Annotated in this window: 22 protein-coding genes; 6 read left to right on the top strand and 16 right to left on the bottom strand. The window is 62.6% G+C overall.

The genetic code is table 11. From position 1 onward, the window contains the following. Positions 1–48: 48 nt before the first annotated feature. Together QRN41_RS10550 and QRN41_RS10545 are read right to left on the bottom strand one after the other, a co-directional pair. Positions 49–960, bottom strand: a complete 912-nt coding sequence (locus QRN41_RS10550) for a DUF2167 domain-containing protein (protein ID WP_034099688.1) — start codon at positions 958–960, stop codon at positions 49–51. A 74-nt stretch (positions 961–1034) separates the two neighbouring features. Further along, positions 1035–1898: a LysR family transcriptional regulator gene (locus QRN41_RS10545; protein ID WP_258694956.1), complete on the bottom strand. Its 864-nt coding sequence runs from the start codon at positions 1896–1898 to the stop codon at positions 1035–1037. Between the two features lie 102 nt (positions 1899–2000). Between QRN41_RS10545 and QRN41_RS10540 the strand changes: the two genes are divergently transcribed. Next, positions 2001–2960 (top strand): DMT family transporter, encoded by a 960-nt coding sequence (locus tag QRN41_RS10540; RefSeq protein ID WP_285421533.1) that lies wholly within the window; start codon positions 2001–2003, stop codon positions 2958–2960. Here the strand turns inward: QRN41_RS10540 and QRN41_RS10535 are convergent. Together QRN41_RS10535 and QRN41_RS10530 are read right to left on the bottom strand one after the other, a co-directional pair. Continuing rightward, a complete protein-coding gene (locus QRN41_RS10535) occupies positions 2874–3245 on the bottom strand; it encodes a VOC family protein (protein ID WP_258694954.1) in 372 nt (123 codons plus the stop codon). The two genes, QRN41_RS10540 and QRN41_RS10535, sit on opposite strands and share 87 nt — an antisense overlap. A gap of 54 nt (positions 3246–3299) precedes the next feature. Continuing rightward, complete coding sequence (locus QRN41_RS10530) at positions 3300–4061, bottom strand: substrate-binding periplasmic protein (RefSeq protein WP_285421532.1); 762 nt, start codon at positions 4059–4061, stop codon at positions 3300–3302. A gap of 134 nt (positions 4062–4195) precedes the next feature. Here QRN41_RS10530 and dnaX point away from each other — a divergent pair, with 134 nt between their 5' ends. The 5 genes from dnaX to QRN41_RS10505 all read left to right on the top strand — a co-directional run bounded on the left by dnaX (position 4196) and on the right by QRN41_RS10505 (position 9991). Continuing rightward, positions 4196–6232: a DNA polymerase III subunit gamma/tau gene (dnaX, locus tag QRN41_RS10525; RefSeq protein ID WP_094064990.1), complete on the top strand. Its 2037-nt coding sequence runs from the start codon at positions 4196–4198 to the stop codon at positions 6230–6232. Positions 6233–6276: 44 nt separating this feature from the next. Beyond that, on the top strand, positions 6277–6615 hold the full coding sequence (locus QRN41_RS10520) for a YbaB/EbfC family nucleoid-associated protein (RefSeq protein WP_034138927.1): 339 nt from the start codon (positions 6277–6279) through the stop codon (positions 6613–6615). Positions 6616–6747: 132 nt separating this feature from the next. Next, positions 6748–7782: an NADPH-dependent curcumin/dihydrocurcumin reductase gene (curA, locus tag QRN41_RS10515; protein WP_034099683.1), complete on the top strand. Its 1035-nt coding sequence runs from the start codon at positions 6748–6750 to the stop codon at positions 7780–7782. Between the two features lie 66 nt (positions 7783–7848). After that, positions 7849–8451, top strand: coding sequence for a recombination mediator RecR (gene recR / locus QRN41_RS10510; protein ID WP_167416872.1), 603 nt, complete (start codon positions 7849–7851; stop codon positions 8449–8451). A 391-nt stretch (positions 8452–8842) separates the two neighbouring features. Continuing rightward, complete coding sequence (locus tag QRN41_RS10505) at positions 8843–9991, top strand: acyl-CoA dehydrogenase family protein (RefSeq protein ID WP_167416873.1); 1149 nt, start codon at positions 8843–8845, stop codon at positions 9989–9991. Positions 9992–10003: 12 nt separating this feature from the next. Here the strand turns inward: QRN41_RS10505 and QRN41_RS10500 are convergent, their stop codons facing one another. From QRN41_RS10500 to ccoN, 12 genes are all read right to left on the bottom strand, one after another. After that, positions 10004–10552 (bottom strand): adenine phosphoribosyltransferase, encoded by a 549-nt coding sequence (locus tag QRN41_RS10500; RefSeq protein WP_034114796.1) that lies wholly within the window; start codon positions 10550–10552, stop codon positions 10004–10006. 81 nt (positions 10553–10633) lie between these two features. Beyond that, positions 10634–11368, bottom strand: coding sequence for a Crp/Fnr family transcriptional regulator FnrA (gene fnrA, locus QRN41_RS10495; protein ID WP_034099680.1), 735 nt, complete (start codon positions 11366–11368; stop codon positions 10634–10636). Positions 11369–11508: 140 nt separating this feature from the next. Continuing rightward, entirely contained in the window at positions 11509–12891 is a 1383-nt protein-coding gene (hemN, locus tag QRN41_RS10490; RefSeq protein ID WP_167416874.1) for an oxygen-independent coproporphyrinogen III oxidase, read from the bottom strand. 102 nt (positions 12892–12993) lie between these two features. Continuing rightward, positions 12994–13677, bottom strand: coding sequence for a sulfite exporter TauE/SafE family protein (locus QRN41_RS10485; protein ID WP_034114795.1), 684 nt, complete (start codon positions 13675–13677; stop codon positions 12994–12996). Then, positions 13670–13888: a cbb3-type cytochrome oxidase assembly protein CcoS gene (ccoS, locus tag QRN41_RS10480; RefSeq protein WP_034099677.1), complete on the bottom strand. Its 219-nt coding sequence runs from the start codon at positions 13886–13888 to the stop codon at positions 13670–13672. Before ccoS ends, QRN41_RS10485 begins: the two co-directional genes overlap by 8 nt. Positions 13889–13910: 22 nt before the next feature. Beyond that, positions 13911–16361, bottom strand: a complete 2451-nt coding sequence (locus QRN41_RS10475; RefSeq protein ID WP_167416875.1) for a heavy metal translocating P-type ATPase — start codon at positions 16359–16361, stop codon at positions 13911–13913. 95 nt (positions 16362–16456) lie between these two features. Next, positions 16457–16996 (bottom strand): FixH family protein, encoded by a 540-nt coding sequence (locus QRN41_RS10470; protein ID WP_034099675.1) that lies wholly within the window; start codon positions 16994–16996, stop codon positions 16457–16459. A gap of 29 nt (positions 16997–17025) precedes the next feature. Next, positions 17026–18441: a cytochrome c oxidase accessory protein CcoG gene (gene ccoG, locus QRN41_RS10465; RefSeq protein ID WP_034099674.1), complete on the bottom strand. Its 1416-nt coding sequence runs from the start codon at positions 18439–18441 to the stop codon at positions 17026–17028. A gap of 351 nt (positions 18442–18792) precedes the next feature. Further along, positions 18793–19770 (bottom strand): cytochrome-c oxidase, cbb3-type subunit III, encoded by a 978-nt coding sequence (gene ccoP, locus QRN41_RS10460; RefSeq protein WP_034099673.1) that lies wholly within the window; start codon positions 19768–19770, stop codon positions 18793–18795. Next, positions 19767–19952: a CcoQ/FixQ family Cbb3-type cytochrome c oxidase assembly chaperone gene (locus QRN41_RS10455; RefSeq protein ID WP_020372609.1), complete on the bottom strand. Its 186-nt coding sequence runs from the start codon at positions 19950–19952 to the stop codon at positions 19767–19769. The genes ccoP and QRN41_RS10455 overlap by 4 nt, the downstream gene beginning before the upstream one ends. Positions 19953–19958: 6 nt before the next feature. Further along, a complete protein-coding gene (gene ccoO, locus QRN41_RS10450) occupies positions 19959–20567 on the bottom strand; it encodes a cytochrome-c oxidase, cbb3-type subunit II (RefSeq protein ID WP_003193167.1) in 609 nt (202 codons plus the stop codon). Then, positions 20567–22009 (bottom strand): cytochrome-c oxidase, cbb3-type subunit I, encoded by a 1443-nt coding sequence (gene ccoN / locus QRN41_RS10445; protein ID WP_034138922.1) that lies wholly within the window; start codon positions 22007–22009, stop codon positions 20567–20569. The genes ccoO and ccoN overlap by 1 nt, the downstream gene beginning before the upstream one ends. Between the last annotated feature and the right edge of the window lie 376 nt (positions 22010–22385).

Raw genomic sequence — 22385 nt, 5'->3', positions numbered from 1 at the left:
AACGCCGCCGTGTGCCTGGTACACGGCGGCGTTTTTTATGGGCGGGGTTCAGCCCTTATTGCGGCTGAACAACTTGCGGATACCGGCGAGCAACGCCACCACGCCGATGACCAAAAACTTCTTCGCCGCCAGCAGGAAAATGCCGATCTTGGCGAACAACCCGGCCTTGGCGGCGATCCCACCGGCCACCAGTGCCGCTAGGCCATAGGTGGCCATTTTGTCGGTGCTGGGGTTGAAGTCGGTGTACAGGTTGCCATCGGTGAAGTTGGTGAAGGCCAGCACCTTGGGCAGCTCTTGCTTGATGGTCGGCAGGTCGGCCATGGCGGCAACGGCATTGAGTTCCAGCACGCCTTCACGGCCCAGTACGCGGATGCTGTAGTTGAGGGTGTTCTGATCGGCGTCGTCGGCTTTCAGCTCGCGGGCCCAGTACATCTTGTGGGTGGTGTCGTCATAGTGCGGCGGCTCGGCCCAGCCCAGCAGATGCAGGCCGGCGTAGCCTTGTTTCTTGCGTTCCTGGTTCTCGGCCTCGTCTTCTTCCTGCATCTGCTTGAGCAGGTCGGCGTAGTCGATTTTTGCCGCGTCCTCGTCGGAAATATGCCCATCGGCCTTGTAGCTGACGATCACGCCCCAGCCACGCTCGGACAGCGGGCTAACGGCTTTGGGTACGATCATGCCCAGGGTCTTGAAGCCCGGTGGGTTGCCCCAGCCGTCGGTCAGCAGGCGCTCGGTATCGGCCGGGTCGAGGTAGTAGAACTCGTCGTTGAGTTTGAGGGTGGCGATGCCGCTGGGCAGGGTGACCGTGCCGGTTTTTTTCTTCAGCGAAGCCAGGAAATGTTCGGCGGTTTCAGCCGGTTCAGCGGCGGCGCTGGCTTCGACCGGTGCAGGCGTGGCGGCGGCGAAGGCGGGTACGACGGGCAGGCTCAGAGCAGCCGCCGCAAGCAACAAGCGGAAGTAATTCACGGTAGTCCCTTACATTTTGAATTAATTTCGCGGGAGGATAACGGAAAAACCTGCTACAGGCATCCAGATATGGCTTAGCCAAAGGTTTCGCGCAGCAAATCGGCAAAGGCATCCCGCGCCAGGTGCCGCTGCGTGTCGGTGTGCCAGAACAGCAGATTGTCCACGGCCTCAAGCTCCTCGAACCGGTACGACGCCAACTGACTGGCCTGCTCATAACGCGCCAGAATCCCTTCCGGCGCCAACGCCACGCCGATTCCGGCGCTGACACAGCCGATGATCGTGCCCCAGCTGGCATAGGTGGCGATGCTCGGTGTGACGTCATGGGGTTTAAGCCAGTTCTCCAGCGCCGCGCGATAGGGGCAGCCACTTGGCCACACCAGCAGCGTGCGGCCCGCCAGGTCCTGTGCGCCGTGAATGGGCGCGCTGCACGCGCTGGCGATCAGCACCAGGCGTTCGCGGTAGACCACGCTGTGTTCGAGTTTGGCCCGCGAGTTACCGGCGGCCACCAGGGCCACGTCCAGGCGATGGTGTTGCAGGTCGTCCAGCAATGGGCTCCAGGCTCCGGTCACCAGTTCCAGGCTGACCTGTGGGTAACGCCGGTGATATTCCGCCAGCAGCGGTGGCAAGCGGCCGCTGGCGCTGGATTCCACCGCGCCGATGCGCAAGGTGCCACGGGGGATGGCAGTGGCATCCACTGCGCGTTTGGACTCATCCACCAGCGCCAGGATGCGCTCGCAGTAGTCGAGAAAAATTTCACCCGCCGCACTGATCGCCAGCCCGCGTCCGGCGCGGATAAATAACGGCGTGCCCAGTTCGCTCTCCAGCTGCTTGATGCGCGTGGTGATGTTGGAGGGCACGCAATGCAGCTGCACGGCTGCCTGGGCCACGCTGCCCGTCTGCGCCACGGCGCGCACCATTTTCAGTTGGGCCAGTTCCATTGCTCAATTCCCGTGATTTCAGAAGTCAGAAACGCTTAATTGTCCTGCGCCGCGTCCGGGCCAAGACTGAAGGCCTTCTTTCGCGGTTTCCGGACGCTCTCGATGAACACACCGTCACGCCTGAAGCTTACGCTAGTCACCGCCAGCGTGATCCTCTGCTGGGCCTATTCGCCGATTGGCGTGCATCTTGGCCTGCACAGCTACAGCCCCGGCCAGCTGGCGTTGTTGCGCTTTTTGATCGCGTCGCTGTTTATGGCCGGGGTGGCGCTGGTACTGGGCATTGGCCGACCGCGCTGGCGGGACGTGCCCTGGTTGCTGGTGCTGGGGTTCTTCGGCGTGTTCCTGCACCACACAGCCCTCAACTATGGACAGCAATGGGTCACGGCGGCGGCCTCCAGCGTATTGGCGCAGTCGGCACCGCTGTTCAGTGTGCTGATCGCGTTTTTGGTTTTAAAGGAGCGGGTGAGTGTGTGGCGTTGGGTGTGTGTGTCATTGGGGCTGGTCGGGGTAGGGGTGGTGATCTGCGGTGATCGGGGCATCGGCGAGATCGACCCGCGCGGCGTGCTGATCCTGCTGGCAGCGCTGTCCTGGAGTGTGTATTTCGCCCTTCAGAAACACTACGCCCATCGCTACAGCCCGCTGACCATGGCGTGCTACATGGTGTGGGCGGGCACCCTGATGCTCTGCGTGAACCTGCCGGGCCTGCCCGCGGCGGTGCTGCGGGCGCCGTTGACGGAAAACCTGGCGGTGCTGGTGCTGGGCATTTTCCCGAGCGCTCTGGCCTATCTGGCGTGGGGCTATGTGTTGAAACATGTGGAGGTCAGCCGCGCGTCGGTGGCGATGTACCTGATTCCGCCCGTGGCGATGCTGATGGCCGCCACTCTGCTGGGTGAGCAGGTGACGCCCTGGGTGGTGCTCGGTGCGCTGATCGTGCTGGCCAGCGTGGCGGCCATCAGCCTGGAGGGGCGCAGGCGCTTAGTCGTGCAGGCAGAATGCGCGCAACCGGTGGCCGTCGAGGTCCTCGGCGACGAAGGTATAGCCGAAGTCCAGATCCGTCGGTGACTGAATGATCGTGGCGCCCCGTGTCGACCACTGCGCGTGCAAGGTGTCCACAGTGGTTTTGTCCGCCAGTGACAGCCCCACTTCAGCGCCGCCGCCCGTCAGCGTGGCGGCCGGTTCTACGGTGTGGCGCGACCACAGCCCCAGCTTGACGCCGTTATCGAGTATGAACAGGGCAAAGGTCGGGTTGAGTTCCACGGGCGGCTTATCGAGCAAGCGGCTGTAGAAATTCGCGCTGGTGGCCGGGCTGTCGACATACAGCAGGAAATAATGGGCGACGGTGTGCATGCAGGCTCCTTGAGGGCAGGCGGTTAAGTCAGCCCAGTCTAAAAGGTCGCACTGTCAGTTCTTGTCAGGAGCGTGGGGCGCCGATGGAATTTGGCCGGTGTACAGCTGAATGATCTTGTCGATTTCCCCTGACATTTTCATGCGCTGCAATGTGTCCAGAATCTGTTGCACCGGCAGGTTTGGATCGTTGCGCACCAGGCAGCTCAGGTTCAACTCATCGACCACGGCGACCTTATGCAGACGCCGACCAAGCGGCAGGGATTGGTTGAAGCGATCAACCGTCCATTCGTTGATGACGGCGTACTGAAAGCGTCCGGCCAGCAGTTTGTGCAAGACCTGTTCTTCGCTGCGGGCATCGTCACGGGTCAGCCGGCCGCTGGCGAACAACGCGGCCAGGCCGGTGTAGCGGTAATTGAGCACGGTGCCGATGGCTTGCGGGGCCAGGTCGGCCAGCGTGATCGGTTGCTCGGCGGCACTGACCAGGACGCTGCGCTGCACCATCAGCGGCACGCTCCAGGCGTAGTCGCCGGGGAGGTCATCGAGCCAGGCCTGGGTGACATAACAGCGCACGTCGATGTCGCCATGGAGCAAGGCAGTGGCGATGCGCGCGCGTGCCAGCACCTGGAACCGGGCCGGTAGGCCGAGCTGTGTGGCCAGGCTCGCCATCACGTCATACAAAATGCCCTGGGTCGGCTGACCGTTCTCCACCTGCACCATCGGCATCGCCCAACTGTCGGAAATCGAAAAACGCAGCGGGGCAGGCGCCGCCAGGCTGGCCGTGGTGATCATCCATAAAGCGCCCAGGACTACGCGCATACACTCTCCAGGTTCAGGCCGTTTCGGGGGCCAGTCAGCAGAGCTTAGTCAGATTAGACGAGCGTGCCGGATGCAATTTCCCCCTTGCTCCGCTAGCATTACCGGCCTCTGCTTCCCAGTTGCGACGGTTTTCGATGAGTTATCAGGTTCTTGCACGTAAATGGCGCCCGCGCTCGTTCCGCGAAATGGTCGGCCAGACCCATGTGCTCAAGGCTCTGATCAATGCCTTGGACAGCCAACGGCTGCACCACGCCTACCTGTTTACCGGTACCCGGGGGGTGGGCAAGACCACGATCGCGCGGATCATCGCCAAGTGCCTGAACTGTGAAACCGGGATCACCTCAACGCCCTGCGGCACCTGTTCGGTATGCCGGGAAATCGACGAAGGGCGTTTCGTCGACCTGATCGAGATCGACGCCGCCAGCCGCACCAAGGTCGAAGACACCCGCGAGCTGCTGGACAACGTGCAGTACGCCCCGAGCCGTGGCCGCTTCAAGGTCTACCTGATCGACGAAGTGCACATGCTGTCCAGCCATTCCTTCAACGCCTTGTTGAAAACCCTGGAAGAGCCGCCGCCCTACGTCAAATTCATCCTGGCCACCACCGACCCGCAGAAACTTCCTGCAACCATTCTGTCGCGGTGCCTGCAGTTTTCCCTGAAGAACATGACTCCCGAGCGAGTGGTCGAGCATTTGACCCATGTGCTGGGTGTCGAGAACGTGCCGTTCGAAGACGACGCGCTGTGGCTGCTCGGCCGCGCGGCCGATGGCTCGATGCGTGACGCCATGAGCCTCACCGACCAGGCCATCGCCTTTGGCGAAGGCAAGGTCATGGCCGCCGATGTGCGTGCCATGCTGGGCACCCTGGATCACGGCCAGGTCTTCGACGTGCTGCACGCATTGATCGACGGCGATGCCAAGGCGTTGCTGGAGGCCGTGCGCCATTTGTCGGAGCAAGGCCCGGACTGGAACGGCGTGCTCTCCGAAATCCTCAATGTGCTGCACCGCGTCGCCATCGCCCAGGCCCTGCCTGAAGGTGTCGACAACGGCCACGGCGACCGCGACCGGGTGCTGGCGTTGGCCCAGGCATTGCCGGCCGAAGACGTGCAGTTCTATTACCAGATGGGCCTGATCGGCCGTCGCGATTTGCCCCTGGCGCCGGATCCGCGCGGCGGTTTTGAAATGGTGCTGTTGCGCATGCTGGCGTTCCGGCCCGCCGATACGGCGGATGCGCCGAGACAGCCGCTAAAGCCAGTGGGGATCAGCCAGGCCACAGTTGATTCCGCCAAACCTGTGGCTGGCGCCGCCGTGGTTGCGCCAGTTGCCGCAGCGCCTGCGCCGGTAGCGCCTCCAGCCGTGGCGCCTGAGCCAGTAGCGGTTGCCGCGCCTGAGCCCGAACCTGTGGTCGACCTGCCGTGGAACGAGCCGGCGGACGCTGAGCCCGAGCCCGAGTTGCAGCCCGCCGTGGAGCCCGTGCTGGAAACCACCGGCGAGCAACCCGAACTGACCCCGATGCCCACGCCGACGCCTGACAGCGTGGTGCCGGATGCGCCGGAGTGGGTGTCCGCGCCGGTGCCAGAGCCGACGGTCGCCCAAGTCGACGCGGCCACGCCGGGCATCGACCTCGACGACGAGCCGCCGCTGGACGAAGACTACATCGAGCCGGACATGGATTCGGCCTACAGCTACCTGGACGAATTGGCCAGCGAACACGCCGCCGAACCGGCCCCGGAGCCCGAGCCTGAACCCGCCGCGGCGCCGGCCACCGGCCTGGCTCTGCAGTGGCTGGAACTGTTCCCGAAATTGCCGATTTCCGGCATGACCGGCAGCATCGCCGCCAACTGCACGCTGATCGCTGTCGACGGCGACCACTGGTCGCTGCACTTGGACCCGGCCCATAGTGCCTTGTTCAACGCAACCCAGCAGCGTCGCCTCAATGATGCCCTTAACCAGTACCATGGGCGCACGCTGACGATCAGCATCGAATTGATCAAGCCTGAGCAGGAAACCCCGGCCCAGGCCGCGACGCGCCGGCGTCTGAACCGCCAGCGTGAAGCCGAGGACGCGATCCACGCCGATCCGCTCATCCAGCAAATGATGCAGCAGTTCGGTGCGGTGGTGCGCCACGATACTATTGAACCTGTCGAAGCTCCGGTGCCCCAGGCGTCATGACACCGGGCTACTAACTTGATCCACGTACTTTTGAGGTGATTCCCATGATGAAAGGTGGCATGGCCGGCCTGATGAAGCAGGCGCAGCAGATGCAGGAAAAAATGGCCAAGATGCAGGAAGAACTGGCCAACGCCGAAGTCACCGGTAAAGCCGGTGGCGATATGGTCAGTGTGGTGATGACCGGTCGTCACGACATCAAGCGCGTGAGCATCGACCCGAGCCTGCTTGAAGGCGTCAGCGATGACGACCGTGAGGTGCTGGAAGATCTGTTCGCGGCTGCCGTGAACGACGCCGTGCGCAAGATCGAAGCCAACAGCCAGGACAAAATGTCCGGTATGACCGCCGGCATGCAACTGCCGCCGGGGATGAAGCTGCCGTTCTGATCCGCAGGCTTTAGCTAGACTCCAATGCCAGGCATCGCGCCTGGCATTTTTGTTTATGCCGATCCGATCGAACCCCGGCACGGCACCCATGGTCTGCACCCTATACCGATGAATTCGATAAGGAGCCCTCTGATGCCTCACGAACCGACACTCAACCAGCGAATCGTCCTGGTTTCGCGCCCTAAAGGTGCGCCGACCCCGGAGAACTTCCGCCTGGAGCGTGTGACTTTGCCGGAGCTGGCGGACGGCCAGGTGCTGCTCAAAACCCTGTACTTGTCCCTTGACCCCTACATGCGTGGGCGGATGAGCGATGCGCCGTCCTACGCGGCACCGGTGGAAATCGACGAGGTAATGACCGGCGGTGCTGTCAGCCGTATCGAGCAGTCGCGTCATCCGAAGTTTGAAGTGGGTGATCTGGTGGTCGGTGCGACCGGCTGGCAGAGCCACAGCATTTCCGACGGCCGCAACCTGATACCGGTGCCTAAGGGGCTGGCCAGTCCTTCCATGGCGCTGGGTGTGCTGGGCATGCCCGGCATGACCGCCTACATGGGCCTGATGGACATCGGCCAGCCCAAGGCCGGCGAAACCCTGGTGGTGGCCGCGGCGTCCGGAGCGGTCGGCTCGGTGGTGGGGCAGGTGGCTAAGCTCAAGGGCCTGCGTGTGGTCGGTATCGCGGGCGGCGCGCAGAAGTGCCGCTATGTGGTGGACGAGTTGGGCTTTGATGCCTGTATCGACCATAAAAGCGAGGACTTTGCCGACGAGCTGGCCCAGGCCTGCTTCAAAGGTGTGGACATCTATTTCGAAAACGTCGGCGGCAAGGTCTTCGACGCAGTGTTGCCGCTACTGAATGCCAAGGCACGGGTGCCGCTGTGCGGCCTGATTGCCGGCTACAACGCCCATGAGGCGCCCAGTGGTCCAGATCGTCTACCGGCCCTGCAACGGACTCTGCTGACCAAGCGCGTGCGCATCCAGGGCTTTATTGTGTTCGATGACTACGGCGACCGTCAGCCCGAGTTCCTAAGCGCCATGGCGCCGTGGGTGCGCGAGGGTAAGATCAAGTTCCGCGAAGATGTGGTCGAGGGCCTGGAGCAGGCGCCCGAAGCCTTTATCGGCCTGCTCGAAGGGCGCAACTTCGGCAAGTTGGTGGTGCGCGTCGCGCAGGATTGATCATTTGACGCTAATCCGGGGCGCGGGTATAAACCGCGTCTCGTCGTTTTGTCGGACCCATGCCCCATGAGCTTCAGCCCCCTGATTCGTCAACTGATCGACGCCCTGCGTACTTTGCCGGGTGTCGGCCAGAAAACCGCCCAGCGCATGGCGCTGCAATTGCTGGAGCGTGACCGCAGCGGCGGCACTCGCCTGGCCCAGGCCCTGAGCCAGGCCATGGAAGGCGTTGGCCACTGTCGCCAGTGCCGCACTCTCACCGAAGAAGAGCTTTGCCCGCAATGCGCGGACCCGCGCCGCGACGACACTTTGCTGTGCGTAGTGGAAGGGCCGATGGATGTGTATGCGGTGGAACAGACCGGTTATCGCGGACGCTACTTCGTGCTCAAGGGCCACCTCTCGCCGCTCGACGGCCTCGGCCCGGAGGCCATCGGCATCCCGCAACTGGTGGCGCGTATCGATGAGCAGGGCACCTTTACCGAAGTCATCCTCGCCACCAACCCCACGGTGGAAGGTGAAGCGACTGCCCATTACATTGCCCAACTGCTGACCAACAAAGGCCTGATTACTTCACGCATCGCCCACGGCGTGCCGCTGGGTGGCGAGTTGGAACTGGTGGACGGCGGCACCCTGGCGCACTCTTTCGCCGGCCGCAAACCCATCGCCCTCTAGCCATCCCGGCTGTTGTAGTGAGCAGGCTTGCCCTGCGCTGGGCTGCGAAGCCGCCCTACAACCAGGCGACCGTTTCCGCCTGACCCACCGGAGCGCCTGCAGACAGGGCCGCTTCGCGCCCCAGCGCGGGGCAAGCCCGCTCACCACTGCAAGCATGTGCGCCGCTCCCTGTGTAGTGAGCAGGCTTGCCCTGCGCTGGGCTGCGAAGCAGCCCTACAACCTGGCAACCGTTTCTGCCTGACGCACCGCAGCGCCTGGAGACAGGGCCGCTTCGCCGCAACAAGTGCGTGGCGTGTTCAGTTCGGATTTCTTTGGCACCGCGCTCTCTCGAATGCTTGTTAACCAAGCAAGCGCTTGGTAATTTCTCTCCACCGTAGCGTGGAGTTTGCCGATGTCTGCCTATCAGGATTACTTCGACCCCCATCACCAACTGATCCGCGACAGCGTGCGTCGCTTTGTCGAGCGCGAAATACTGCCGGGCATCGAGCACTGGGAGGAGGCGCAAAGTTTCCCCCGCGACCTCTACGACAAGGCCGGTGCGGCGGGGATCCTTGGCATCGGGTATCCAGAATCATTGGGTGGCAGTCACGAAGGCGATTTGTTCGCCAAGGTTGCGGCCAGCGAAGAGTTGATGCGCTGCGGCTCCGGCGGCGTTGTCGCGGGGCTCGGTTCGCTGGATATCGGCTTGCCGCCGGTCTTCAAATGGGCACGGCCCGAAGTGCGCGAGCGAGTGGTGCCGCAGGTGTTGGCAGGGGCGAAGGTCATTGCTCTGGCGGTTACCGAGCCGGGTGGCGGTTCCGATGTGGCCAACCTGCACACCCGCGCCGTGCGCGACGGCGACTGTTACCGCGTCAGTGGCAGCAAAACCTTTATTACCAGCGGCGTGCGCGCCGACTTCTACACCGTGGCGGTGCGCACCGGTGGGCCGGGATTTGCCGGTATCAGCCTGCTGTTGATCGAAAAAAACACCCCTGGTTTTACCGTCGGTCCACCACTGAAGAAGATGGGCTGGTGGGCGTCGGACACGGCTGAGTTGTTCTTCGATAACTGCCCAGTGCCCGTCGGCAATCTGATCGGCGCCGAGAACATGGGATTTGCCTGCATTATGGGCAACTTCCAGAGCGAACGCCTGGCTCTGGCATTGATGGCCAATATGACCGCGCAGATGGCCCTTGAACAGAGCCTGCAATGGGCCGCTCAGCGTGAGGCGTTCGGCAAACCCATCGGTAAATTCCAGGTGCTCAAGCATCGCTTGGCGGAAATGGCCACGGCCGTGGAAGTCTCGCGGGAGTTCACTTACCGCCAGGCAGCGAAGATGGCGGCGGGCAAAAGTGTGATCAAGGAAATTTCCATGGCCAAGAACCTGGCCACCGACACCGCCGACCGCGTCACCTACGACGCCGTGCAGATTCTCGGCGGCCAGGGCTATATGCGCGGCAATCTGGTGGAGCGGCTGTATCGCGACAACCGCATCCTGTCCATCGGCGGGGGGACTCGGGAGGTGATGAACGAAATCATCAGCAAGCAGATGGGCTTGTGATGGGCAGTGCCATTAGCGTTCAGTCAATGAAAACTGCGTCAGGCAAAACGTCGGGATGCCCATGTCTTCCAAGCGCTGCGAGCCACCCAGCTCCGGCAGGTCGATGATTGCGGCGGCTTCGAACACCTTCGCACCCATGCGCCGTACCAAGTTCGCAGCGGCGATCAGCGTACCGCCAGTGGCGATCAGGTCATCGAATATCAGCACCGAGTCGCCTTCGCACAAGCTGTCGGCGTGCACCTCCAGGAAGGCTTCGCCGTATTCGGTCTGGTAACCCTCGGCCAGCACATCGGCCGGCAGTTTGCCTTGCTTGCGAAACAGGATCAGCGGCTTGTTCAACTGATAAGCAATGATTGAACCGATCAGAAAACCACGAGCATCCATCGCGCCGATGTGGGTGAACTCGGCTTCGACGTAGCGCTGGGCAAAGCTGTCCGCCACCAGGCGCAGGGCCTTGGGCGATTGGAACAGCGGGGTAATGTCACGGAAGATCACCCCAGGCTTGGGGAAGTCGATGACAGGGCGGATCAGGGATTTGATGTCGAACGAGTCGAAGGTCATCGTCGAGGAGTCCTGGGTGCGGAAAACGGACTCGAAGTATACCTGCGACCTCGCCGATTGGCGCGGCCGCAGGTGTCTGCATCAACCTTCTATGGAGCCACCGGCCAGCGCGCACAGCTGGATCGGGTCGAGGATATGCACTTCCTTGCCTTCGGCGGCGAGCAGTTCGTTCTGCTGGAAACGGGTGAACACGCGGGACACGGTTTCCACCGCCAGCCCCAGGTAGTTGCCGATTTCGTTGCGCGACATGCTCAGGCGGAATTGGTTGGCCGAGAACCCACGGGCGCGAAAACGGGCAGAGAGGTTAACCAGGAAGGTGGCGATGCGCTCGTCGGCGGTTTTCTTCGACAGCAGCAGCATCATCTGTTGATCGTCGCGGATCTCGCGACTCATCACACGCATCAACTGGCGGCGCAGTTGTGGCAATTGCAGCGCCAGCTCATCCAGGCGTTCGAAGGGGATCTCGCACACCGAGGTCGTCTCCAGCGCCTGGGCCGATACCGGGTGAATCTCGGTGTCCATGCCCGATAACCCCACCAGCTCACTCGGCAGATGGAAACCGGTGATTTGTTCCTCGCCGCCGTCGCTCAGGCTGAATGTCTTCAACGCGCCGGAGCGTACTGCATAGACGGAATCGAACTTGTCGCCCTGGCGAAACAGAAACTCGCCTTTCTTCAGCGGGCGACCGCGTTTAACGATGTCGTCCAGCGCATCCATGTCTTCCAGATTCAGCGAAAGTGGCAGGCAGAGGGGGGCCAGGCTGCAATCCTTGCAATGGGCCTGGTTATGAGCGCGCAGCTTGACTGGCTCGGACATTACTAAAATCCTTGTGGGGAATCACACATAATGCGTAAGGGTAACGCACTGTGGGCAGTCAGGCCAGCCTGTACAAAAAAGCACCAATGGTATAGAGATTTGCGCAACGCCCCGGCCCTCATCGCGCCGGGACTTGCCCTTCAGATCACCCGCGAAAACCGCTGCCGGTTCTGGTGCTCCAAGTACGCATCGAACACCATGCACACCGAACGCACCAGCAGTCGACCTGCCGGCAGCACGCGAATGCCGTGTTCGTCGATGGTGATCAGGCCGTCCGTGGCCATCGCCTCCAGTTGCGGCCAGAGATCGGCGAAATACCCGCGAAAATCAATATTGAAAGCCTGCTCGACGGGTTCGAAAGCCAGGCTGAAATTGCAGATCAGTTGCTGAATCACTTCACGGCGCAAACGATCGTCCGTGGTGCAGACCAGGCCACGGCTGGTGGCCAGTTGCGCGCCAGCCAAGGTGTTCTGGTAGGTATTCAGGTCACTGCTGTTCTGGCAGTACAGATCGCCGATCTGGCTGATGGCCGACACCCCAAGCCCGATCAGATCGCAATGACCATGGGTGGTGTAACCCTGGAAGTTGCGTTGCAGCCGGCCCTCTTCCTGGGCGATGGCCAGCTCGTCGTCGGGCAGGGCGAAGTGGTCCATGCCGATGTAGCGATAGCCGGCCTGGGTCAGTTGTTCGATGGTGGTTTGCAGCATCAACAGTTTTTGCGCCGGGGAGGGCAGTTCGTCGCTGTTGATCCGGCGTTGCGGCATGAAACGTTCCGGCAGGTGCGCATAGTTGAACACCGACAGGCGGTCTGGCTGCAGCTTGATGACTTCCTCCACGGTGCGCGCGAAGTTGATCGGCGTCTGTTTGGGCAAGCCGTAGATCAGGTCGATGTTGATCGAACGAAATTGCAGGGTGCGTGCCGCGTCGATCACCGCGCGGGTTTCTTCCAGACTTTGCAGGCGGTTCACTGCGCGCTGGACCTCGGGATCGAGGTCTTGCACGCCGATGCTCACGCGGTTAAAGCCCAGCTCGCGCAGCAGGCCCATGGTGGCCCAGTCGGCTTCGCGCGGGTCGATCTCGATGCCATAGTCGCCGGAGTCATCGTCCAGCAGGTTGAAGTGCTGGCGCAGGCAGGTCATGACCTGGCGCAGTTCGTCGTGGCTGAGAAAGGTCGGAGTGCCGCCGCCGAAGTGCAGTTGCTCCACCGGCTGCTTGGGGTCCAGGTGGCAAGCCACCAGTTGGATCTCCTGCTCCAGGCGTTGCAGGTAGGCGTGGGCGCGGCCTCGGTCCTTGGTGATGACCTTGTTGCAGGCGCAGTAGTAGCAAATGTTCGCGCAGAACGGCACATGCACGTACAGCGACAGCGGCCGTGTGGCCTTGCGGCTGTCACGCAGGGCGTGGAGCAGGTCGAATGTGCCGACTTGGCTGTCGAATTGCACGGCGGTCGGGTAGGACGTGTAGCGCGGCCCTGCCAGGTCGTAGCGGTTAATCAGATCGGTGTCCCAACGAATGGCGTCGAGCATGCGGGCGTCCCCCGGATAGGCTAGTGGGCCGAGTCTAGGGGTTGGCCGTAGGGGGCGCCTTGATTTGCGTCAACGGGGAGCGGCGCTATGCCACACGGCGTTTCAATGCCCCATCAACCAGTGCTGATGCGGGCCGGGCAGGGTCCAGATACCGAAGAGCACCACCAGCACACCGCCGGCCATGCGCACGCTGCGCTTGCGCAGTAAGGCAGTGACGCGTTCCGCCGCCAGCCCGGTGGCCAGCAACACCGGCCAGGTGCCCAGGCCGAATGCCAGCATCAGCAAACCACTGTCCAGCGCATTGCCTTGGCTGGCGGCCCAGAGCAGGGTGCTGTAGACCAACCCGCACGGCAACCAACCCCACAGCGCGCCCAGCAACAACGCGCGGGGCAGGCTGGACACCGGGAGCAAACGGTTGGCAATCGGCTGGATATGCCGCCACAGGCCGCGCCCGAGGCGTTCGATGCGGGTCAGACCGCTCCACCAGCCGGCCAGGTACAGGCCCATGCTGATCAGCAGCAGACCGGCCAACACCCGCAGAATCATGGCCGCCGGGCTATTGGCCACGGCCCAGCCGGCCATGCCGATCAGCAGCCCGGCGCAGGCGTAGCTGAGGATGCGCCCCAGGTTGTATGCCAGCAGCAGACGAAACCGACGGCTGCGCTGCTCTTGAGGGATGGCCAGGGTCAGCGCCCCCATCAGTCCGCCGCACATGCCCAGGCAATGGCCGCCACCGAGCAGGCCGAGGATCAGCGCGGAAACCAGTAACGGCGCCAGTTCAAGCATGGGGTGGTTCTTGGGGCTTGGGCGGTTGCTCGGGGCTGTTGGCTTCTTCGACGCCGGCCAAGTGGTTGGGGTCCTGGTCATCGAACAGCACGCTGTGGGCCGGGCCGTCGAGGTCGTCGTATTGGCCGCTGTCCACGGCCCAGAAGAAGATGTAGATGGCGACGCCCACTAATAGCAGCGCCGCCGGAATCATCACGTATAAAGCTGGCATCTGCACTCCATGCCCGCGCGGCTCAAGCCGGCAGCGGGCGGGTTACTTGAGGGGCGCTGGCGGCCGGCGCGCTCGGCAGGCGAGTCAGGCGCAGGGCGTTGAGCACCACGGTCAACGAACTGAGGGACATGCCCACCGCCGCCCAAATAGGCGTGATCCAGCCGAGGGCGGCGAACGGCAGCATAAGGCCATTGTATAGCCCCGCCCACACCAGGTTTTCAATGATCACCCGTCGGGTGCGCCGCGCCAGGCTGAAGGCCTGCACCAGCGCATCCAAGCGGTTGGACAGCAGCACCGCGTCGGCGCTGGTCTTGGCCAGGTCGGTGGCCGAGCCCATGGCCACACTGATATCCGCGGCGGCGAGCACCGGCACATCGTTGACTCCATCGCCGAGCATCAACACCCTGCGGCCTTCCCGGTGCAGGCGTTGCAGCACTTGCAGTTTGTCGTCGGGGCGCAAGCCACCGTGGGCTTCGTCGATGCCCAACTCAAGCGCGACGCTGGCGACCATCGGCGAACTGTCCCCCGAGAGCAGCAGGGTGCGCCAGCCGCGTGCCTGGCAGGCTTGCAGCAAGGCCGGTGCGTCGCTGCGCAGGCGGTCGTCGAGCACGAACCAGGCGAGCGGGCCCTGGCTGTCACCCAGCAGCAGCCATTGTCCGGCTTCGTCGGGTGAGGCGGGCAAGACGCAGCCGCTGAGCTCACACACGAACCCCGGCTGGCCGATGCGCAGCAGGCGCTCGCCCACGCGACCCTCCAGGCCGAGGCCGGGGGTGCTCAGCACTTCATCGGCAGCCAGCGGCGCACGCCCGAAGGCACGGGCAATCGGGTGCTCTGAACGGTTTTCCAGGGCGGCGGCCAGGCCCAGGCAGGCATCACTGTCCAACGGGCCCAAGGGGCGAATCGCTCGCAGCGCCAGGCGGCCTTCGGTGAGGGTGCCGGTCTTGTCGAAAATCACCGTGTCGATTTGGTTAAGACCCTCCAGCACATGGCCGCGGGTCAGCAGCAAACCGAGTTTGTGCAGGGTGCCGGTGGCGGCGGTGAGGGCGGTGGGTGTGGCCAGCGACAAGGCGCACGGGCAGGTCGCCACCAGCATCGCCAGTACGATCCAGAATGCCCGCGACGCGTCCAACTGCCACCACCACAAGCCGATCAGCGCGGCGGCAAGCAGCGAGCCCAGCAGGAACCATTGCGCGGCACGGTCGGCGATCTGGGCCAGCCGCGGTTTCTCGGCCTGGGCCCGTTCCAGCAAGCGCACGATGGCGGACAGGCGGGTGTCGTGGCCCAGGGCACGTACTTCAACGGTCAGCGCGCCTTCCACATTCAGGGTGCCGGCGGTGACGCTATCGCCCACCTGTCGCGCTTGCGGCAGGTACTCGCCGGTCAGCAGCGACTCGTCGATGCTGGACTGACCGTCGAGGATCACCCCGTCCGCCGGCAGTACCGCGCCAGGGTGTACGCGCACGCGGTCGCCCACGGCCAGTTCGCTGAGCAGGATGCGCTCGCTCTGGCCGTCGCTTTGCACCCGCAGGCACGACGCCGGCAGCAGGTTGACCAGTTGCGCAGTGGCGGCGGCGGTGCGTTCGCGGGCACGGCGTTCCAGATAGCGCCCGGCCAGCAGGAACAGCGCGAACATGCCCACTGCATCGAAATACAGCTCGCCCACGCCACTGATGGCGGTCCAGATGCCCGCCAGGTAGGCGCCGCCAATCGCCAGGGACACCGACACATCCATGGTCAGATGGCGGGTGCGCAGGTCGCGCAACGCGCCCTTGAAAAACGGCGCGCAGCTGTAGAACACGATGGGGGTGGTCAGAAACATCGCTACCCAGCGCAGGATGACGTGCAGCTCTGGGCTCAGGTCGATATTGAATTCCGGCCAAGTGGCCATGGTTGCCATCATCGCCTGGAACCACAGCAAGCCGGCCACGCCCAGTTGGCGCAGGGCCAGACGGTTTTCACTGGCCAATTGCTCAGCGGCGCGGTCCGCCTGATACGGGTGGGCGGCATAGCCGATATGGCGCAGTTCGCTGAGCACCTGGCTCAACGGCAGTTGCCCATCGGCCCAGCGGACCTGCAAGCGATGGTTGGACAGGTTCAGCCGTGCCTCGGCCACGGCGGGCAGGCTGCGCAGGTGTTTTTCGATCAGCCAGCCACACGCCGCGCAACTGATGCCTTCCATCAGTAGGGTGGTTTCGGCCAGTTCGCCGTCATGGCGCACAAAGGGTTTTTGCACGTCGGCGCGGTCATACAGCGCCAGCTCCTCCACCAGTTGCACCGGCAGCGCTTCGGGGTTGGCCGAAGCTTCGCTGCGATGCTGGTAATAGCTTTCCAGGCCCCCGGCCACAATCGCTTCGGCCACCGCCTGGCAACCTGGGCAGCAGAGTTCACGGCGCTCGCCGAGGATCTGAGCGGTGAACCGGCTGCCGGGCGGCACGGGCAGGGCGCAGTGGTAGCAGGGAAGCGGGGTGGTCATGGCTTGGAATCTTTAGGGGCTGGTAGGGCCTCGTCGCGGGCCAGCCCGGCTCTCGCAGGGAGGGGCGGGGCCGCGACGTGCGAAGCGCAGAGTGTTTACTTCTTCAGGTCTTCGGCGCCCTGCAAGGGCTCATCCCCCAGCAGTAAGTCTTTGTCGTGGCTGACTTCTTCTTCCTCGAACAAGCGCCAGGTCTTGTCGCCTTCCACACCCAAAAGCTCCACGAAACGGCGGCCTTCGACCTTATCGGTCACCTGACCCAGGTAGCGGCCCGGCTCGCTGTCGCTGCGGGTCAGGTTGATCTTGCGGTCTTTCTCCGGCTGGGTCGGTGAAATCAGGTTCAGTTGCAGGGTGTTGGGGTTGCTGTAGCCGGTGAGGTTCAGCTCGACCTCGCCGGTCAGTTCGTCCAGGTGCAGCTTGGCGCGCAACTGCAGGGTCTGGGCCAGGCGTTCACGATCCAGGGAGCGGTTGATGCCTTTGCCGGCCTCGTAGTAGTTGTCGTTGACCAGGTTGTCCGGGTTGTTCACCGCGATCGTCACCATGGACAAGGTCAAGGCCACCGAGCAGGCGAGGATACCGATGATGATCCAGGGCCAGAGGTGCTTGTACCAAGGGCTTGCGGCAGTGGCTACGGGCATTGTTCGGCTCTCTGTTTAACAACGTTGGGTTAACGGACCTGAGGGCCGATGAATCGGCTCTTGGCTTCGACGTGAATGCTCGGGTCATCGGCATCCTTGAGGATGAACGTCACCTCGTTGGTACTCGATGGCACTTGTTCCGGCGCACTCGACAGTTCCACCGGCATGCTCACGATATCGCCGGCGGACACCTTGATCTCGCGGCGGCCCTGCAACTTGAGATCCGGCAGGCCGGCGGCATCGAGCACGTAGGTGTGGTCGCGCTGGTCCTTGTTCATGATCTTCAGGCTGTAGACGTTTTCGATGCGGCCTTCGGCGTTTTCGCGGAACAGCACGCGGTCTTTGCTGACGTCGAAGCCCACCAGCGAACGCATGAAAAACGCGGTGACCAACAGGCTGATCATCGCCAGCAATACCAACGCATAGCCGATCAGACGTGGACGCAGCTTGTGGGTTTTCTGGCCGGACAGGTTGTGTTCGGTGGTGTAGCTGATCAGGCCGCGTGGGTACTCCATCTTATCCATGATGTTGTCGCAGGCATCGATGCACGCCGCGCAGCCGATGCACTCGATCTGCAGGCCGTCACGGATGTCGATGCCGGTCGGGCATACCTGTACGCACATGGTGCAGTCGATGCAGTCGCCCAGGCCCTGGGCCTTGTAGTCGGCGCCTTTTTTACGTGGCCCGCGCAGTTCGCCACGGCGTGGGTCGTAGGAGACGATCAGGGTGTCCTTGTCGAACATCACACTCTGGAAACGCGCATAAGGGCACATGTAGATGCACACCTGTTCGCGCAGCCAGCCGGCGTTGCCATAGGTGGCAAGGGTGAAGAAACCGACCCAGAAATACGACCAGCCATCGGCCTGGCCGGTGAAGAAGTCGAAGACCAGTTCGCGGATCGGCGAGAAGTAACCGACGAACGTCATGCCGGTGACGAAACCGATGATCAGCCACAGGCTGTGCTTGCTGAACTTGCGCAGGAATTTGTTGGCGCTCATCGGCGCTTTGTCCAGCTTGATGCGTTGGTTGCGGTCGCCTTCGGTGACCTTCTCGCACCACATGAAGATCCACGTCCACACGCTTTGCGGGCAGGTATAGCCGCACCACACGCGCCCGGCGTACACCGTGATAAAGAACAGGCCGAACGCGGCGACGATCAGGATGCCAGACAGCAGGATGAAGTCCTGAGGCCAGAAGGTTGCGCCGAAAATAAAGAACTTACGTTCCGGCAAATTCCACCACACGGCCTGGTGACCGCCCCAGTTCAGCCACACCGTGCCGAAGTAGAGCAGGAACAGCGCGGCACCGCCGAGCATGCGCAGGTTGCGGAACAGGCCAGTGAAGGCACGGGTGTAGATCTTCTCGCGCGCGGCGTAGAGATCGACCGTCTGGCTTGAATGTTTGGCAGGCGGGGTAACGTCATGTACCGGTATTTGGTCGCTCATCATTGCATCCCACGGCGGTGGAGATTTGCCTCGGCCAGTACGTGCCAACCGGGGTCAAATTAAGGATGTTGCAGTAGCGTAATGATACGCCCCCGATGGTACGCCAAGGGTGCGACCTTTGGTCGCGTTGGGGGAAATCAATTGATGGTGTACGTGATCTGGATCAATTGACTTGGGAAGTATGGACGGTTTTGCCGGTTCGACCTTCAAAAATGCCAGAGATCCAATGTGAGAAGGGCTGGCCCCCGATAGCAGAGTGTCAGTCAATAAAGGCATGACTGGCCCACTGCTATCGGGGGGCCAGCCCCCTCTCACATGGGTTGTTTCTGTGTTGCTAAATAACGATCAGTCTCACTGCTCCTCGGCCTTTTTGTCTGCATGAGACAAGCTGTACACATACGCCGCGAGCAAGTGCACCTTGTCGTTGCCTTGCAGTTGTTCCTGCGCAGGCATCTGGCCCTGACGGCCGTAGCGGATGGTCTGCTGCAACTGAGCGAAGCTCGAACCGTAGATGAACGCGCCGGGGTGGGTCAGGTCGGGGGCGCCCATGGCGGGGGTGCCTTTGCCGGCGGGACCGTGGCAGGCCACGCAGTTGGCGGCGAAGAGTTTTTCGCCGTTGGCCACGTCGGCCTTGGCCCCTTCAGGCAGCTTGCGACCGTCGAGCTTGGTCACCACAAAACCGGCCACATCGGCCACGCCTTGTTCGCCAATCACTTCGGCCCAGCCTGGCATCACCGCGTGGCGGCCTTTGAGGATGGTTTCCTTGATGGTGTTAGGTTCGCCGCCCCAGCGCCAGTCGGCGTCGGTCAGGTTGGGGAAGCCATAGGCGCCCTTGGCGTCGGAGCCGTGGCACACCGAGCAGTTGGACGCGAACAGGCGGCCGCCCATTTTCAGCGCTTGCGGATCCTTGGCAACTTCTTCGATCGGCATCGAGGCGAATTTGGCGAAGATCGGCCCGAACTTGGCGTCCGAACGGGCCATTTCCTTCTCCCATTCGTGCACGCCGGTCCAGCCGGTCTGACCGTTGGCGAAGGGGGTTTGCTTGTCGTTGTCGAGGTAGTTGTAGCCCGGCAGCAGACCCTTCCAGTTGCCCAGGCCCGGGTACAGCACCAGGTAACCAAGGGCAAACACGATGGTGCCGACGAACAGCATGAACCACCACTTGGGCAGCGGGTTGTCGTACTCCTCGATGCCGTCGAACGAGTGGCCGACGGTTTCGTCGGTTTGCTCGGCGCGCTGGCCCTTGCGGGTCGACAGCAGCAGCCAGGTCAGGGCGAAGATGGTACCCAGACTGAGGACTGTGACGTACAGACTCCAGAACGTAGTCATTCTTTGTTACTCCTAGAAGCTTGCTCGACGTGCTTGATGGCTTCGGGGTCATCCGCAAAGGGCAGCATGGTTGCGTCGTCAAACTCCGACTTGCGCTTGGGGCTGAATACCCACAGCGCCAGGCCGACAAAGGCCACCATCACCACAACGGTGCCCAGGCCACGAATCATCCCGATATCCATGAAGAATCACCGTTTGCTTTTGATGATGGTGCCCAGGCCCTGCAGGTAGGCCACCAATGCGTCCATTTCGGTCTTGCCCTTCACGGCAGCCGCGGCACCGGCGATGTCTTCGTCGGTGTAGGGCACGCCCAGGGTGCGCAGGACTTCCATCTTCTTCGCGGTGTCCTTGCCGTCGAGCTTGTTTTCCACGAGGAACGGGTACGCCGGCATTTTCGACTCGGGCACGACGTTGCGCGGGTTGTACAGGTGCGCACGTTGCCAATCATCGGAGTAACGCCCGCCCACGCGCGCCAGGTCCGGGCCGGTGCGCTTGGAACCCCACAGGAACGGGTGGTCCCACACGCTTTCGCCGGCGACCGAGTAGTGGCCGTAGCGTTCGGTTTCGGCGCGGAACGGGCGGATCATCTGCGAGTGGCAGCCCACGCAGCCGTTGGCGATGTAGACGTCGCGGCCTTCCAGTTCAAGGGCGGTGCGCGGCTTCATGCCTTCGACCGGCTTGTTGGTCACGTCCTGGAAGAACAGCGGGACGATTTGGGTCAAGCCGCCGATGCTCACGGCGATGACCATGAAGAAGGCCAGCAGGCCGATATTCTTCTCGACTACTTCATGCTTCATCAGTGGGCTCCCACAACGGCGATCTTGGCGGCGGCTTCAGCTTTTACAGGGTCCGAGGCCCGCACGGTGCGGAACACGTTGTAGGCCATGAACAGCATGCCGGCGGCAAAGAATGCACCCCCCAGGGCACGAACGATGTAGCCCGGGTGGCTGGCTTGCAGCGCTTCGACGAAGGAGTAGGTGAGGGTGCCGTCATCGTTGATCGCACGCCACATCAGGCCCTGGGTGATGCCGTTGACCCACATCGAAGCGATGTAGAGCACGGTGCCAATGGTGGCCAGCCAGAAGTGCGTGTTGATCAGCCCGACGCTGTGCATCTGCTCGCGGCCGAACAGTTTGGGGATCATGTGGTACAGCGCGCCGATGGAGATCATCGCCACCCAACCGAGGGCGCCGGCGTGTACGTGGCCGATGGTCCAGTCGGTGTAGTGGGAGAGCGAGTTGACGGTCTTGATCGCCATCATCGGACCTTCGAAGGTCGACATGCCGTAGAACGCCAGGGACACCACCAGGAACCGCAGGATCGGGTCGGTGCGTAATTTATGCCAGGCGCCCGAGAGGGTCATCATGCCGTTGATCATGCCGCCCCAGCTTGGCGCCAGCAGGATGATCGACATGGCCATGCCCAGGGATTGCGCCCAGTCCGGCAGCGCGGTGTAGTGCAGGTGGTGCGGACCGGCCCAGATATACAGGGTGATCAGCGCCCAGAAGTGCACGATGGACAGGCGATAGGAGTAGATAGGGCGTTCGGCCTGTTTCGGCACGAAGTAGTACATCATCCCCAGGAACCCGGTGGTGAGGAAAAAGCCCACGGCGTTATGCCCGTACCACCACTGGATCATTGCGTCCGTCGCGCCCGAATAAGCCGAATAGGACTTGAACAGGCTGACCGGCAACGACGCGTGGTTGACGATGTGCAGCATCGCCGTCACCAGGATGAACGCGCCGTAGAACCAGTTGCCCACATAGATGTGCTTGGTCTTGCGCTTGATGATGGTGCCGAAGAACACCGCAGCGTAGGTCACCCAGACCACGGCCAGCAAAATGGCGATGGGCCATTCCAGCTCGGCGTATTCCTTGGTGGTGGTGTAACCCAACGGCAGGGTGACGATGGCGCCGATGATGACCGCTTGCCAGCCCCAGAAGGTAAAAGCGGCGAGGCCATCGGAGATCAGTCGCGTCTGGCAGGTTCGCTGCACGACATAGTAGGAGGTGGCAAACAATGCACATCCGCCGAAGGCGAAAATCACCAGGTTGGTGTGCAGCGGGCGCAGGCGACCGAAGGTCGTCCAGGGCAGGTCGAAATTCAATTCCGGCCAGACCAGTTGCGAGGCGATGAAGACCCCGAGCCCCATGCCAAGGATCCCCCAGACCACCGTCATGATGGCGAACTGGCGGACTACCTTATAGTTATAAGCAGTCGGACTGATTGCTGTGCTCATTCTAAGGTTCCACGGTTTAGGTTTTTTTATAGGTAAAAATCGGCCGCAAGTATGTAGAAAGCGAGGGGTCATTGCAACGCAATGACTGACCTGTATCAATGCGTTCCACGCCAGATTCTGCGCCCTTTCCATGTTTGGCGTAAGGACAAAATCCGAAATGGAAAGCTGATCAAGTGGACAGGAAATTTTGCAGGTCGCAACGTGACTCGTCGCGTACACCAGGATCGGTCCACTGTGCAAGCAAGCGTAGACCCGAATGGGAGGAGGGGAAAGGTTTGCTTTAGACGGGTGCGACACTTGGTCGCGTAGGGCGGTCGGTGTGGGAGCGAGCAAGCCCGCTCCTACAGACGAAGCAGCGGCCGCCCCGGGCGGGGCG

It is taken from the genome of Pseudomonas sp. efr-133-TYG-23 (assembly GCF_030209215.1).
Lineage (GTDB): Bacteria > Pseudomonadota > Gammaproteobacteria > Pseudomonadales > Pseudomonadaceae > Aquipseudomonas > Aquipseudomonas rhodesiae.
This window is presented reverse-complemented; position numbering and strand designations above follow the sequence as displayed.

Excerpts from the sequence above, each read along its gene's own strand:
- fnrA (WP_034099680.1), bottom strand. The coding sequence starts at position 11,368 with ATGTCCGAGCCAGTCAAGCTGCGCGCTCATAACCAGGCCCATTGCAAG.
- QRN41_RS10545 (WP_258694956.1), bottom strand. The coding sequence starts at position 1,898 with ATGGAACTGGCCCAACTGAAAATGGTGCGCGCCGTGGCGCAGACGGGC.
- QRN41_RS10520 (WP_034138927.1), top strand. The coding sequence starts at position 6,277 with ATGATGAAAGGTGGCATGGCCGGCCTGATGAAGCAGGCGCAGCAGATG.
- QRN41_RS10470 (WP_034099675.1), bottom strand. The coding sequence starts at position 16,996 with ATGCCCGTAGCCACTGCCGCAAGCCCTTGGTACAAGCACCTCTGGCCC.
- QRN41_RS10500 (WP_034114796.1), bottom strand. The coding sequence starts at position 10,552 with ATGACCTTCGACTCGTTCGACATCAAATCCCTGATCCGCCCTGTCATC.
- ccoN (WP_034138922.1), bottom strand. The coding sequence starts at position 22,009 with ATGAGCACAGCAATCAGTCCGACTGCTTATAACTATAAGGTAGTCCGC.
- ccoG (WP_034099674.1), bottom strand. The coding sequence starts at position 18,441 with ATGAGCGACCAAATACCGGTACATGACGTTACCCCGCCTGCCAAACAT.
- QRN41_RS10540 (WP_285421533.1), top strand. The coding sequence starts at position 2,001 with ATGAACACACCGTCACGCCTGAAGCTTACGCTAGTCACCGCCAGCGTG.
- dnaX (WP_094064990.1), top strand. The coding sequence starts at position 4,196 with ATGAGTTATCAGGTTCTTGCACGTAAATGGCGCCCGCGCTCGTTCCGC.
- ccoO (WP_003193167.1), bottom strand. The coding sequence starts at position 20,567 with ATGAAGCATGAAGTAGTCGAGAAGAATATCGGCCTGCTGGCCTTCTTC.
- QRN41_RS10475 (WP_167416875.1), bottom strand. The coding sequence starts at position 16,361 with ATGACCACCCCGCTTCCCTGCTACCACTGCGCCCTGCCCGTGCCGCCC.
- QRN41_RS10455 (WP_020372609.1), bottom strand. The coding sequence starts at position 19,952 with ATGGATATCGGGATGATTCGTGGCCTGGGCACCGTTGTGGTGATGGTG.
- ccoP (WP_034099673.1), bottom strand. The coding sequence starts at position 19,770 with ATGACTACGTTCTGGAGTCTGTACGTCACAGTCCTCAGTCTGGGTACC.
- hemN (WP_167416874.1), bottom strand. The coding sequence starts at position 12,891 with ATGCTCGACGCCATTCGTTGGGACACCGATCTGATTAACCGCTACGAC.
- QRN41_RS10530 (WP_285421532.1), bottom strand. The coding sequence starts at position 4,061 with ATGCGCGTAGTCCTGGGCGCTTTATGGATGATCACCACGGCCAGCCTG.
- QRN41_RS10485 (WP_034114795.1), bottom strand. The coding sequence starts at position 13,677 with ATGCTTGAACTGGCGCCGTTACTGGTTTCCGCGCTGATCCTCGGCCTG.
- recR (WP_167416872.1), top strand. The coding sequence starts at position 7,849 with ATGAGCTTCAGCCCCCTGATTCGTCAACTGATCGACGCCCTGCGTACT.
- QRN41_RS10535 (WP_258694954.1), bottom strand. The coding sequence starts at position 3,245 with ATGCACACCGTCGCCCATTATTTCCTGCTGTATGTCGACAGCCCGGCC.
- QRN41_RS10505 (WP_167416873.1), top strand. The coding sequence starts at position 8,843 with ATGTCTGCCTATCAGGATTACTTCGACCCCCATCACCAACTGATCCGC.
- ccoS (WP_034099677.1), bottom strand. The coding sequence starts at position 13,888 with ATGCCAGCTTTATACGTGATGATTCCGGCGGCGCTGCTATTAGTGGGC.
- curA (WP_034099683.1), top strand. The coding sequence starts at position 6,748 with ATGCCTCACGAACCGACACTCAACCAGCGAATCGTCCTGGTTTCGCGC.